Below are 12,555 nucleotides of genomic sequence, written 5' to 3' on the forward strand. Positions count from 1 at the left end.
AGGGTGAGGCCTTCTCCGTGGATGCGGCTCGACTCCGCCCCGACGCGAGATCCAAGGCACCGCGCTCGCCAAGGCCTGCAGGCTCGCCGCACGGCGTCACCAAGGCCGCCGACTTGCTGGGACGAGGAACCTGGAGTGATCTCGAGCCCGAGCCTCGCACGGTGGGGGAACGATGGCAGGGAAGCTGAAGACACGGGTCAACTCCAGCGGCTACAACCAGTTCTGGGACAAGGACGAGCAGCGTTGGGTCTTCACGCACCGTCGGGTCGCCGAGAAGAAGATCGGGCGCGAACCCGTTCCCGGCGAGGAGGTCCACCACATCAACGGTGACAAGACGGACAATCGCCGCCGGAACCTCGTTGTCCTCAAGGGCAGCGTCCACGACCGCGTCCACCAAGAAGATCCTGATGCCTGCTTCCGCTGCGGAAGGTCCGGCCACTGGGCTGAGGACTGCTACGCGGCGACGGACTTCGAGGGAGATGACATCGACGAGGACGACGGGGAGGACGACCTCGACGATGGATACGACGATGAGGACGAGGACTGGGACGATGAGGATGACGACTACTGAGCGCCATCGCCCCCTCTGGCCCGGGTAGTACCGGGGTCCCACGTCCCATGCCGGCAGGCTGTTCTTTGCCAGCATCCCCGCGTGACCGCTCCTGAAACGAGCGAACGACCTCACCAGGGCGTTGGGCCAACGCCGGTACCTGCCCCCGGCAAGCGCTGCACAGGAGCAGTGGGGGCCAGTTTCACTGCTGGCCGTGGCCGGCGGCCGCTGGCTTCTACGAAAAAGAAAGCCCCGGCTCGCCTGATGGCGGCCGGGGCCTTGCTACATCCAGTGGAGGCGGAGGGAATCGAACCCTCGTCCGAAAGCCGTCCGTTCTTCGACCCTACGTGCGTAGTCCGCGGTTTGCTACGTCCCTGAGGCTCCCACGGACGGGATACTCAGAGCCGGTCCTGGAAAGGTCTCGCCACCTCGGGTCCAGGCGCCCTCGGTAGCCAGCCTGCATTATGACGGTCTGTCCCAACCCCACAGGCCGAGGGCGGGGGGACCGCGCACTATGGGCTGTTTTTAGGCAGCCAGCGCGAGCTCAACGTTGTCGTTGGCTTTTGTGTCTTTGCCGGGTTGAATTTACGAGCTACCTGACAAGCTCGGCACGCGTCTCGAACTTCATTGCCCCCGTCGAAACCAGGTCGCCCCCGGTAGGTTCACTGCTGGTGACGCGGCCACTCACTGCGCCGCGTCTTCCTCACATTAACCGCTGACGGGGCCGCGTCAATCCTCCTGAATGGCCGCGGACACACCTGGGCGCACGGCCGCAGACACTCCGCGCACAAGCCCCTCCCCCACCGAGCCAGCCGTCGTAGGGTCGCCTACCCGCCGGGTCCCGCTTCTTCCGCCCCGGCCACGAGGCACCTGAATGAGACGACTGCTCCCCCTCCTTCTGCTCCTGCTGGGCATCGCCCTGCCGGCCGCCGCCGCGCCCACCCCGGCGTCGGACGCGTTCCCGTACACCCTCCACACGGACACCCTGCCCAATGGCCTCACCGTGGTCCGCGTGCCCTACCCGTCGCGCGGCATCATCGCCTACGTCACCGTGGTCCGCGTGGGCTCGCGCAACGAGGTGGAGCCCGGCCGCACCGGCTTCGCCCACTTCTTCGAGCACATGATGTTCAAGGGCACGAAGACGCACCCGGAGGGCGAGCGCGAGCGCATCCTCGGGAACTTCGGCTACGACGACAACGCCTTCACCACCGACGACATCACCCTCTACTACTCCTACGGCCCCACCGCCGGCCTGCCCCAGCTCATCGAAATCGAGGCGGACCGCTTCCGGAACCTGGAGTACAGCCAGCCGTCCTTCCAGACGGAGGCGCTCGCCGTGCTCGGCGAGTACCACAAGAACGCCGCCGCCCCCTTCCTCAAGATGGAGGAGGAGCTCAACGCCGCGGCCTTCACCCGCCACACGTACCAACACACCACCATGGGCTTCTACAAGGACATCCAGGCGATGCCCCAGGCCTATGACTACAGCCGCACCTTCTTCGAGCGCTGGTACACGCCCGACAACACCCTGCTCTTCATCATCGGCGACTTCGACGACGCCAAGGTCATGGAGCTCGTGCGCCAGCACTACGGCCCCTGGGACCGCAAGGCCGCCCACGTTTCCGTCCCCGCCGAGCCGCCCCAGAAGGGCCCTCGCACCGCCCACATCGACTGGCCTCAGCCCACGCAGCCCCGGCAGGTGATTGCGTGGCGCACGCCTGGCGCCGGCACCAGCCCGGCCGACGCCGCCATCCAGACGCTCCTCGTGGACTACCTCGCCGGCCCCACCAGCCCCGCCTACAAGACGCTGGTCCTGGACAAGCAGCTCGTGGAGTCCATTGGCAGCGACTACTCCGAGCACCGCGACCCGCACCTCTTCACCCTCACCGCCACCCTCAAGGACGAGCGCCACCGCGACACCGTCCGCAAGACGCTGCTCCAGGAGGTCAGCCGGCTCGCCGCTGGCCGCGTGGACGCCGCGCGCCTCAAGGCCATCCAGGACCACGCCCGCTACGGCGCGCTCATGGCCCTGGAGACACCTCGCGACGTGGGCATCCAGCTCGGCTGGTACGCCGGCGTCACGGGCTCGCCGGACGGCTTCCAGCGCCACCTGCAGAGCCTGCCCAAGGTGACGCCCGCGCAGCTCTCCGACTTCACCAAGCGCTACCTCACCGCCAACAAGCTCATCCTGCTCAGCCTCACCCCCAAGACGGACGCCCAGGGAGGGACGAAGTGATGAAGACCCGAGCGCTCATGTCCCTCACCGCCCTGCTGGGGCTCGCCGGCTGCGCCACCACGCCAAAGCCGCCTCCCGACGAGAATGCGCCGCCGCCCGCGGTGCCCGCCCAGGCGGCGGCGCCCGAGCCCGCTCCGCGGCCCGCGCGCCCGGAGGCCGTGCCCGCGACGCCGCTGCGCCAGCCCAAGCCCATGGAGCAGGTCGTCCTGGCGCGTCCGGACTCGCCCATCGTCTCCTTCCGGCTCGTGTTCCACACCGGCTCCGTGGACGACCCGAAGGGCAAGGAGGGCCTCACCGCCCTCACCGCGCAGCTCATGGCGGAGGGCGGCACGCAGAAGCTCACCGCCTCGCAACTGCTCGAAGCCCTGTACCCCATGGCCGCGGAGCTGGACGTCTTCGTGGACAAGGAGTTCACGACGTTGTCCGGCCGCGTCCACAAGGACTTCCTGACGCGCTTCCAGGACATCTTCACCGACGTGCTCCTGGCCCCGCGCCTGGACGCCGCCGAGTTGGAGCGCCTGCGCGCCAACGCCATCAGCGACGTGGAGAACGGCCTGCGCAGCGCCAATGACGAGGCGCTGGGCAAGGTCGCGCTGGACGCCCTGCTCTACCAGGGCCACCCCTACGCGCACTTCACGGGCGGCACCGTGCAGGGGTTGAAGGCGATTACGCTGGACGACGTGAAGGCCCACGCCCAGCGCGTCTTCACGCAGGACCGGCTCGTCATCGGCCTGGCGGGCGCGGTGGATGACGCGCTGGCGCAGGCGCTCAGCGCGCGCCTGTCCGCGCTGCCCGCGAAGGGCGCTCCGCGCGTGGAGCTGCCCGCCGTGCCGACGACGGCCGGCCGCACCGTCATCATCCAGAAGCCCACGCTCTCCACCGCCGTCAGCATGGGCTTCGTCAGCACCATCCGCCGCGGCGACCCGGACTTCTTCCCGGTGGCCTTCGCCATGTCCAACCTGGGCGAACACCGCCAGTCCATTGGCGTGCTCTTCACCGAGCTTCGCGAGAAGCGCGGCCTCAACTACGGCGACTACGCCTACGCCGAGCACTTCATCGAGTCACCCGGCACCACGTACAACCGCACCAACATCGCGCGCACGCAGCAGGACATGTCCCTGTGGATTCGGCCCGTGGTGCCCATCAACGGCGTGTTCGCCACACGCGGCGCGGTGTTCTTCCTGGACCAGATGGTGAAGGAGGGCATCCCCCAGGAGCGCTTCGAGCTGATGCGCGGCTTCCTCCAGGGCTACACCCGCCTGTGGGAACAGACGGACCAGCGCCGGCTGGGCTACGCCATTGACGGGCTCTTCTACGGCACGCCCGACTTCCTGGAGCAGTACCGCCAGGCCATGTCGAAGATGACGCCGCAGTCCGTCCAGGAGGCGCTCCGCCGCCGCGTGCAGCCCGAGGCCCTCAACTTCGCCTTCGTCACCGAGGACGCGGAGGGGCTCGCCCAGATGCTGCGCTCCGGTGCGCCGTCGCCCATCACCTACGCGTCCCCCAAGCCGGAGGAGCTGCTGACGCAGGACCAGCGCATCTCCTCGTCCAAGCTGCCCCTGCGCCCGGAGGCCATCCAGGTCATCCCCGCGCAGCAGTTCATGGAGAAATAACACACGGCTGTAATCAGCAGTGCCGGGGGGTGGGTCATTTCCTTCCACCCTCCGGAGTCGGGTGCTATGAGCCTGAGACATGCGAGGCTTCAGCTTGCGTGGTTCAGCCACCCGACTCGCCGTCCTGGGCCTGCTTCTGGCCTCGGTGGCTGCGCACGCCGACCACGACCCGTTCGCCCGCGGATTCGACGCCGTTCCCGTCAAGGCCACCGCGGCTCAGCACAGCGGCATCGCGCTGGAAGGCACGAGCAACGCGCTGCCCGCTGGGAGCTTCCGCGCGGCGCTCTTGTTCGACTTCAACTGGCGCATCCTCGCCCTGAAGCTGGGCGACGAGAAGCTGGGCGACCTCTTGCCCTACCGGCTCGATGCGCACCTGCTGTTCGCCTATCAGCTCCATGAGCGCTTGGAGTTGGCGGTGGACCTGCCCGTCACGCTGCTCCAGGGTGACAACTTCCAGTTGCTGCGCGACGCGCTGAACGCTCCCAACTTCCCGGGCGCCGCGGGCGTGGGCCGCACCACGCTGGGCGACATCCGCCTGCTGCCGCGCGTCCACCTGCTGGACCGCGAGACGTTCCCAGTGGGCGTGTCGCTCGTCGCCGAGGTCCGGCTGCCCACCGGCAGCGCCTCCAGCTTCACCGGCGAGCGCGGCGTGCTCTGGGCGCCTCGCATCGCGCTGGAGCAGCGGTTCACCGCCCTCCCCGTGCCCATCCGCGTGCTCGGCAACGTGGGCGTGCGGCTGCGGCCCCACGCGCAGTACCTCAACCTGCTCGTGGATGACGAGCTGACGCTGGGGGCGGGCGCCATCGCGGAGCTGCCCAACATGGGCCGCTTCACGGACGTGGAGGCCGTGGCGGAAATGCACCTGGGCACCCCGCTGGTGCGCCCCTTCAACTTCGACCAGGCCGACACGCTCAAGACGCCGTGGGAGGCGCTGGTGGGCGCCCGCGCCAAGGTCTGGGGCAACTGGGGCATGGAGCTCAACGTCGGCCGCGGCATCAACCTGTCCAGCGGCTACGGCCGCGAGGCCCTGCGGGTGATGTTCGCGGTGCGCTACGACGAGACGTTCATCGACTCGGACGGCGACGGCGTGCCCGACATCCGCGACCGCTGCCCCAACGAGCCCGAGGACATCGACGGCTTCCAGGACGGCGACGGCTGCCCCGACCCGGACAACGACGGTGACGGCATCCCCGACGGCGAGGACGGCTGCGCCAACGAGAAGGGCCCCAAGCACACCAAGGGCTGCCCGGACCCGAACTACGACACGGACGGCGACGGCGTCGTCGACGGCGAGGACGCCTGCGTCGACAAGCCGGGCCCCAAGTCCAACAAGGGCTGCCCGGAGGATGAGAACGACGCGGACGGCGACGGCATCCCCGATAAGCTCGACAAGTGCCCGGACAAGCCCGGCCCGAAGGACTACGACGGCTGCCCGGACACCGACGGCGACGAGGTGCCCGACAACGAGGACGACTGCCCCGAGCAGTTCGGTCCGCCGGAGAACAACGGCTGCCCGTACGACTCGCCGCCGTATGTCGTCGTCGAGTCCGACCGCATCCGCATCAAGGGCAACGTGCTCTTCGAGACGGGCTCCGCCGTCATCCAGAAGCAGTCGTACCCGCTGCTGGATGAGGTGGCGACGGTGCTGCGGAAGAACCCGACGCTGGGTCCGGTCCTCATCGAAGGCCACACCGACAATCGCGGCTCGCGCGCCCTCAACATGGGCCTGTCCGACCGCCGCGCGAAGTCCGTGCTCGAGTACCTGGTGGCCAAGGGCATCGCGCGCAAGCGCCTCAGCTCCAAGGGCTTCGGCTTCGACAACCCGATTGCCACCAACGACACGGCGCTGGGCCGCGCGAAGAACCGGCGCGTCGACTTCCGGCTCGTGCGCGCCGAGGCGGAGACGGAGAAGAAGGAGACCGTGGTGCCGGCGGGTCAGCCGCCACCGCCGGGGACGACGCCGGCCAACGCGGCCCCGGGCAAGGACGGCAAGCAGTAGCCCACGCGAGCAGGGGCGGAGCGCCCGTGAGGCGCCCGCCCCACTCAGCGGACGGGCGCCACCCACACCTCGCCGACCCAGACCTGCTTGGGCGAGAAGCGGGCGCCTGTACACGCGACGGCGACGCGGCCCTCGCAAGGATTCACGTAGACGAACTTGCAGCTGCCAGCGTTCTTCAGCCACGGCTCCCGCTGCGCCTCGCAGACGTGTTCCTTGTAGTGGCACTCGTCGAGCAACTCGTTGCTCTCCCAGTAGAGGCAGTGCCGCTCCACCGGGGAGCCCCCATCCGCCGGCGAAGGCGCGTTGGGGCAGTACCCTGCCTCTCCACGCCGCATGGGGGCGGACGCGTCCTCCCGCGCTCCGGCCCCGTTGACGTGCATGTTGAAGCCCGTCTCCGTGTAGAACATCGGCGGTGTATCCGCGTAGACGGCCTCGAGGGGCGCCACCCATTCGCTGAGGCACGCCTGCAGCGCGGTGCCGCAGCTCGGCTCCGAGGAGGGCAGGTCCGCGCACGGCCCGGCGCCGCGGATGGCCATGTAGTGGCCCCTGGGCGTAGGCTGGTACTCCAGCGTCAGGGCTTCAGGCGTCACGTCATGGAACGCGGCGAGGTTGAAGTAGACGTTGGCGCGCGTCTTGGCGTCCGCGCCGCTCGCCTTGAGCGCGCGCAGGTAGACGGCCAGTGCCTGCTCTTTCCGGCCCTGCTTCTGGAGACACAGCCCCAGGTCCGCCAGCGTGGGGCCGTGCTCCGGCGCGAGCTTCGCGGCGCGCTCGAACAAGGGGCAGGCCTCGCCGAGCTTCTTCGCCCGGTAGAGCTTCGTGGCGCGCAGACGCAGCGCCTCAGCATCCTCCGCCTTCTTCGCGGCGGCACCTTCCGGCGTGGCCGCGAGCAGGGACAGCGTCAGGAACCAGGACATGTGAAATCCCCCCTGTATTCAGGCGTCAGGGCTGCTTCAGCGCGCGCTCGATGCGGCGGCGGATGCCGTCCTCGGACAGCGCGCCGCGCTGCGCGTCCGTCACCTTGCCGTCGCGGTCCAGGAAGTAGAGCGTCGGCAGCGCGCTGACCTGGAAGGCCCGCGCCACGTCGTCGTCCGCGTACACCACGTACGGCGCCAGTTCCGGCAGGTGGTTGCGCATGAAGTCCTCCACCAGCTTGGGCGCGCGGTCGCCGTCATCCCGGCTGGCCGCCACGAAGACGAGCCCCTGCGGCTCGTACTCCTTGGCCAGCTTCACCAGCGCCGGCATCTCCTCACGGCACGGCGGGCACCAGGTGGCCCAGAAGTCCAGCATCACCACCTGGCCCTTCAGGTCCTCCAGCTTCATCGTGCCGCCACCATGGCGCGCCATCTCCATGCTCGGCGCGGTCGTCCCATCCGGCACCAGCCGGGCTCGTTGCGCTTCCAGAACGCCCAGGAACACCACGCCGCCCACGCCGAGCGCCCCCAGCAGTCCCAGTACCAGCTTCGTTCCGCCGCCCACCTTCTTCGGGGCCGGAGGCGGAGCTCCGATGCTATCCGTCACTCGAATCCACTCCTGGTCAGGCGGCAATGCACCCGCCGCAGCACCCACCGCACACCCTCACGCGCCGCCGGGCGCCTCGCCACCCACGCCGCCACGTCAGGGCCCCACCGATAGTAGCCCCGGATGAACACCCGCCCCGGCGCGCTCTTCCGCAGCACGTCGTCGCGGTAGGCGCGGAAGGCCACGAGCTCCGGCGCGCCCTCGCCGAACGCCACCGTGGCCACGAAGCACGAGGACGCCGGGCTCACCCACATGAGCCGCTGGTTGGTGAGGTTCACCACCGCCTTCAGCTCGCGCGCCTCCGTGTAGACGAACGCCAGCAAGTCGCGCCGCGCGGAGGGGAACTCCTGACCGCTGGCCTCCTCGAACTCGATGCGCGTGCTGCCCGTGGTGCCGACCTCGTCCACCGTGAAGAAGTACCGCTTGGAGCTGCGGCCGACCTCCACCTCCAGTCCGCGCAGCTCGCCGAAGTACGCCAGGAAGGGCGTGCGGCAGACCGGACAGATGAAGCGGTTGTAGGCGTGGCTGGTGAGGAACGCGTAGTCCCCCACCCGCTTGCAGCCCATGTTCGGGCACACCAGCTTCACGCTCGCCTGAGGCGCGGGCCGCGGGTCATAGCGCGACACACGCGAGCCCTTGTCGAACACCGGCGGTGGACGCGGCGGCGACGTCACCAGGTGGCGCGTCGGGTGCGCGGCGCGCTCCAGCTCCTGCGCCCGGCGCCAGGCCGTCTCCGCGGCCTCCAGACGTCCGGCCGCGGTGTGGCAGAGCGCCTCGCCGTGGGCCAGCAGCGCGGCCACCAGCTTCTCCAGCGGGGCCACCGCCGAGACATCCCGCCCGGCGGCCAGCGCCTCCGCCAGCACCCGCTCGACTTCGGGGAGCAGGGCCTGAGCCGCCTTGCGGGAAGGGTCCTCCGCGCGGCGGTACACCGGCGGTTCGGGGATACGAACGAAGAGGGCTGAGGCCGCCGCGCGCACCCGCTCCACCGCCGCGTCGCCACGCCCTACGTCCAACTGCGCCGCCCGCTCACGGGCCGCCTGAAAGAGTTCTTCGGGTTGCAAGCGCGCGGACATTAAAGGCCCCACCCCGCGCTGTCAGCGCATTGGACACCGCGGCGGTCGGAAACTGGCCACGCCCTCCCCTTTGGTGTACGAAGAGGTAGGAGGCTGTGAGCGTGAACGCATTGAAGTTCATCATCTGGACGTGCTGTGCGGTGGGGCTCGGCGTCTTCCTGGCTTCGGGCAAGGTGGATGGCCGCACGCCCTTGAACCACATGGAGCGAGCGTGGAGCCGCTCGGTGGGCTCTTCCACGGTTGATCGGCTCAAGGACGGGCTGGAGGACGCGTACGAGGACGCCAAGGACGCCGTCGCCGGAAACAAGGATTCGTCGCCTCGTGAGCGCATCAGCGCCGAGGACCGTGAAGCGGTGAACCGCATCATCGCGCAGAAGAAGTAGTTCGCCTCCGGGCCCGCTTCCCCTGGCCTCCCCTCCTCCTTAGTTTGCGCGGGAGGCGGCTGGTCGGGGTGGAGGCGGGGCCATGGGCAGGGCGCGAGGCAAGAGTGTCATCCTGTTCGCCGCGCTGGTGTGCGCGCTGGTGCTGCCAGCGCAAGCCACCGGCCGCGAGCGAAACCGGCTGTGGGTGGAGTCACAGAACCGCGCCCTCCAGAAGCAACGCTCCACGCTGAGCGACATCGCCCGGCGCGCCATGCCCGCCGTGGTGTCCATCACCACGCAGCAGGCCGCCGACGTGCAGGCCGTCGCCGCTGGAGAAGAAGCGCAGAAGGGCATCGGCTCCGGCTTCATCATCCATCCGGACGGCTACATCCTCACCAGCGCGCACGTGGTGGAGGGCGCGGCGGAGGTCATCGTCTCCGTCCTGCACCCGCGCGGCTATGTGGAGGAGTTCGAGGCCATCGTGGTGGGCGAGGACGCCCGCACCGACTGCGCGCTGCTGAAAATCGCCGCGCCCCGCAAGCTGCCCGTGCTGAAACTGGCCTCCGCGTCGCACGTGCGCTCGGCGGACTGGATTGTCGTCATCGGCAACCCTTTCGGGCTGGCCCACTCGGTGACGGTGGGCGTGGTCAGCTACATGGGCCGCACGGACGTGACGCCCAACGGGCGCGAAGGCGACTTCGACTACATGCAGATGGACGCCTCCATCAACCCGGGCAACTCCGGCGGGCCGGTGTTGGACCTGCACGGTGACGTGGTGGCGGTGGCCAACGCGGTCAACGTCGCGGGCCAGGGCATCGGCTTCGCCATCCCCATCGACATCGCGAAGACGGTGATTCCGCACCTCAAGTCCCACGGCCGCGTGCGCCGCGGATGGCTGGGCATGAGCGTGCAGGACTTCTCTCCGGAGGTGGCCGAGGCCTTCAACCTGCGGCGCGGCCGCGGGGTGGTGGTGACGGACATCGTCGAAGGCGGCCCGGCCGAGCGCGCGGGCCTGCAGGTGGGCGACGTCATCGTCCGCGTGGACCAGCGACGTGTGCGCCGGGCGCATGCGCTGCGCTGGCAGGTGGCCGCCCGGGGTGTGGGCCGCGACGTGAAGTTCCAGGTCCACCGGCTGGGGCGCCCGATGAAGCTGACCCTGAAGCTGGACGAGATGCCCTCCGAGGAGACGCCCCCTCCCACCGTGGCCAGCACCGCGCCCGGACGGCACGCGGGGCCCCCTCAGCCGGTGGTGGACGACCTGCTGTCCCCGGTGCCTCGCTCGAAGGGCCGCCGGGCGACTCCGCCCTCCGGGGAAGCAGCCCCTGGGACGGGGGGTTCTGGACAAGACGCCCCCGCGCCCTGAAGTCCGGACTGGGCCGTGCTGGACCCTGGTTTCCCGGGCTCCTTGCGTTCGGGGGTCATGGGCGCTAGACAGTGCGCCTTTTTCCGTACCCTTGCGGCGGGTCCACCTCGGTGTGGCGCCGCGACTTCGCATCGTTTCGCAGGAGAGTTTCGCAATGGCCGAGGCCCAGACGACCCAGAAGCGCACCAGTTGGCCGCGTTTCGCCAAGAGCAATGGCAAGAAGGCGTGCACCGTGGAGGGCTGCAAGCGCCCGTACCGCGCCAAGAACTACTGCTACTTCCACTACAAGCAGTGGCGCCAGGGCGACCTGCCGCACAGCCGTTACCGCACCTGCTCCAAGCCGGATTGCCGCGTGAAGACGTTCAAGGGCGGCCTGTGCGAGAAGCACCACGGCGAGGCCTTCAAGAAGGACGCGGCGTAGACCGCGACTCGCCGTCGGCGCCGGGGCGGCCTCTTCCTCAGGTAGAGGCGCCCCGCGTCACCGCGCGCTCCAGGTGCTTGAAGGCCGTGAGCCACAGCTCCGCCTCGCGCTGGGTCAGCCGCGCACGCATCAACGTCTGCTCCAGTTCGTTCAGCACATGCTGCGGCGCCTGCGGGTTGAGGAACTCCGCGCGCAGCATGACGTCCCGCATCCGCTTCGCCAGCGCCCCCAGCGTGCCCAGCTTCGCGCCCGGCGCCTCCTCCACCGCGGCCGTGGGCGTCAGCCCCTGACGGTGACAGAGGTACAGCAGCACCGCTGACGACTGCGCCAGGTTCATGGACGGCTGCACCGCCGACGTGGGAATCGCGAGCACGTCCGTGCACCGCGCCAGGTCCTCGTCGGACATGCCCCGCTGCTCGCCGCCGAAGACGAGCGCCACGCGCCCGCGCACGCTCTCCTCCGCCAGCCGCTGCATGGCCTCCTCCGGCGTCAGCACGGTGCGTCCCTTGAGCTGGGTACGAGAAGTCGTGCCCACCGCGTACACGCAGTCCTTCAGCGCTTCGCCCAGGTCGGACGTCACCTCCATGCCCCGCAGGACGAAGTCACTCTTGACCGCGAGACGCTCCGCGCCCTCGATCGACTTCAGCACCGGCTCGGACAAAATCAGCCGTGAGTAGCCGAAGTTGGCCATGATTCTGGCCACGGCGCCGAGGTTGTCGGTTGAACGCGTCTGATGAAGGACAACGGTAAGCTGCTCCCCTGGCCGCATGCGCTGAGTTTAGCTGGTTGATCCCGAAGCAGATCGGTATATTCCCGGTTGATGCGTCGCTGGCTCCCTGGGTTGCTCCTCTCTCTCGTGACGGTCCTCACCGCGTGTGGTGAGGCGGGTGCCCCTGTCCGTGCCACGATGAGCGCGCGGCAGGCCCTCACCAACCCACCGGAGTTCCTTGAGTTCGAGGCGCCCTCGACGCGACTGGAGCTCTTCCGCGAGGTGGCCCGGCAGTCCGTCGTCGAGGCCGGGCAGGCAGCCCAGGCCCTGGTCCTCTTCCCGGTCAGCCATCAGGGCGAGCTGCTCGCCGCGCCGGGCTTTGATCCGAAGATGGACCTGTTCCAGGCGCCCGACGCGGGTGCGCCACTGGAGCTGGTGTTCGAGTCCGGCGGAGAGCGTTGGCCGGATGACCGTCGCGAGGGCCTTCAGGGCCTCTCCGAGCGCGAAGCCGCCGAGTTGGTGGCCCGCACGCTGCTCGCCCACTGGGGCATCGCGCCGAACAGCGCGGTCCAGGTGGACCGGGCGTCGGGCGCGCCTTACGCGGTCGCTTACGTGGACGGAATCCTGCGCATCAACCCAGCTTTCCTCTACCTGGCAGCAGCGTTCGGTCCTTCTTCCCTGCCCGCTTCGCTCCAGTAGAGTCGCGCGCCT

Annotated in this window: 12 protein-coding genes and 1 other RNA gene; 8 read left to right on the forward strand and 5 right to left on the reverse strand. The window is 69.3% G+C overall.

Going from position 1 to position 12,555, the window contains the following annotated elements:
* Positions 1-172: 172 nt before the first annotated feature.
* Positions 173-571, forward strand: coding sequence for an HNH endonuclease (locus tag HNV26_RS21270; protein ID WP_171439897.1), 399 nt, complete (start codon positions 173-175; stop codon positions 569-571).
* Between the two features lie 268 nt (positions 572-839).
* Here the strand turns inward: HNV26_RS21270 and ssrA are convergent.
* Positions 840-1,205, reverse strand: a transfer-messenger RNA (tmRNA) gene (gene ssrA, locus HNV26_RS21275).
* Positions 1,206-1,424: 219 nt separating this feature from the next.
* On the opposite strand from ssrA, the gene HNV26_RS21280 reads away from it, so the two are divergent.
* The 3 genes from HNV26_RS21280 (at position 1,425) to HNV26_RS21290 (ending at position 6,398) form a co-directional block, all read left to right on the forward strand.
* Entirely contained in the window at positions 1,425-2,786 is a 1,362-nt protein-coding gene (locus HNV26_RS21280; protein ID WP_171439896.1) for a M16 family metallopeptidase, read from the forward strand.
* Positions 2,786-4,399: a M16 family metallopeptidase gene (locus HNV26_RS21285; protein ID WP_171439949.1), complete on the forward strand. Its 1,614-nt coding sequence runs from the start codon at positions 2,786-2,788 to the stop codon at positions 4,397-4,399. The genes HNV26_RS21280 and HNV26_RS21285 overlap by 1 nt, the downstream gene beginning before the upstream one ends.
* A 79-nt stretch (positions 4,400-4,478) precedes the next feature.
* Positions 4,479-6,398, forward strand: coding sequence for an OmpA family protein (locus HNV26_RS21290; RefSeq protein WP_171439895.1), 1,920 nt, complete (start codon positions 4,479-4,481; stop codon positions 6,396-6,398).
* 44 nt (positions 6,399-6,442) lie between these two features.
* Here HNV26_RS21290 and HNV26_RS21295 read toward each other — a convergent pair whose 3' ends face one another.
* From HNV26_RS21295 to HNV26_RS21305, 3 genes are read right to left on the reverse strand one after another with little or no spacing between them, the layout of a single operon-like run.
* The gene (locus HNV26_RS21295) at positions 6,443-7,312 is read right to left on the reverse strand and encodes a tetratricopeptide repeat protein (protein ID WP_171439894.1); all 870 of its coding nucleotides are present in this window, start codon (positions 7,310-7,312) and stop codon (positions 6,443-6,445) included.
* Between the two features lie 25 nt (positions 7,313-7,337).
* Positions 7,338-7,916: a TlpA family protein disulfide reductase gene (locus HNV26_RS21300; protein WP_171439893.1), complete on the reverse strand. Its 579-nt coding sequence runs from the start codon at positions 7,914-7,916 to the stop codon at positions 7,338-7,340.
* On the reverse strand, positions 7,913-8,989 hold the full coding sequence (locus HNV26_RS21305; protein ID WP_171439892.1) for a CFI-box-CTERM domain-containing protein: 1,077 nt from the start codon (positions 8,987-8,989) through the stop codon (positions 7,913-7,915). The genes HNV26_RS21300 and HNV26_RS21305 overlap by 4 nt, the downstream gene beginning before the upstream one ends.
* A gap of 95 nt (positions 8,990-9,084) precedes the next feature.
* Between HNV26_RS21305 and HNV26_RS21310 the strand changes: the two genes are divergently transcribed.
* The 3 genes from HNV26_RS21310 to HNV26_RS21320 all read left to right on the forward strand — a co-directional run bounded on the left by HNV26_RS21310 (position 9,085) and on the right by HNV26_RS21320 (position 11,135).
* Positions 9,085-9,372, forward strand: coding sequence for a hypothetical protein (locus HNV26_RS21310; RefSeq protein WP_171439891.1), 288 nt, complete (start codon positions 9,085-9,087; stop codon positions 9,370-9,372).
* Between the two features lie 82 nt (positions 9,373-9,454).
* The gene (locus HNV26_RS21315) at positions 9,455-10,714 is read left to right on the forward strand and encodes a trypsin-like peptidase domain-containing protein (RefSeq protein ID WP_171439890.1); all 1,260 of its coding nucleotides are present in this window, start codon (positions 9,455-9,457) and stop codon (positions 10,712-10,714) included.
* Between the two features lie 154 nt (positions 10,715-10,868).
* Positions 10,869-11,135 carry a vegetative protein gene (locus HNV26_RS21320; RefSeq protein ID WP_090492024.1) on the forward strand — a complete coding sequence of 89 codons (267 nt, stop codon included), beginning with the start codon at positions 10,869-10,871 and terminating at the stop codon, positions 11,133-11,135.
* A gap of 37 nt (positions 11,136-11,172) precedes the next feature.
* On the opposite strand, the gene HNV26_RS21325 is transcribed toward HNV26_RS21320, so the two are convergent.
* Positions 11,173-11,904 (reverse strand): RNA methyltransferase, encoded by a 732-nt coding sequence (locus tag HNV26_RS21325; RefSeq protein ID WP_011552166.1) that lies wholly within the window; start codon positions 11,902-11,904, stop codon positions 11,173-11,175.
* Between the two features lie 48 nt (positions 11,905-11,952).
* On the opposite strand from HNV26_RS21325, the gene HNV26_RS21330 reads away from it, so the two are divergent.
* Entirely contained in the window at positions 11,953-12,543 is a 591-nt protein-coding gene (locus tag HNV26_RS21330; RefSeq protein WP_436410052.1) for a hypothetical protein, read from the forward strand.
* Positions 12,544-12,555 lie beyond the last annotated feature (12 nt).

Source organism: Myxococcus xanthus (assembly GCF_013116825.1).
Classification (GTDB): domain Bacteria; phylum Myxococcota; class Myxococcia; order Myxococcales; family Myxococcaceae; genus Myxococcus; species Myxococcus xanthus_B.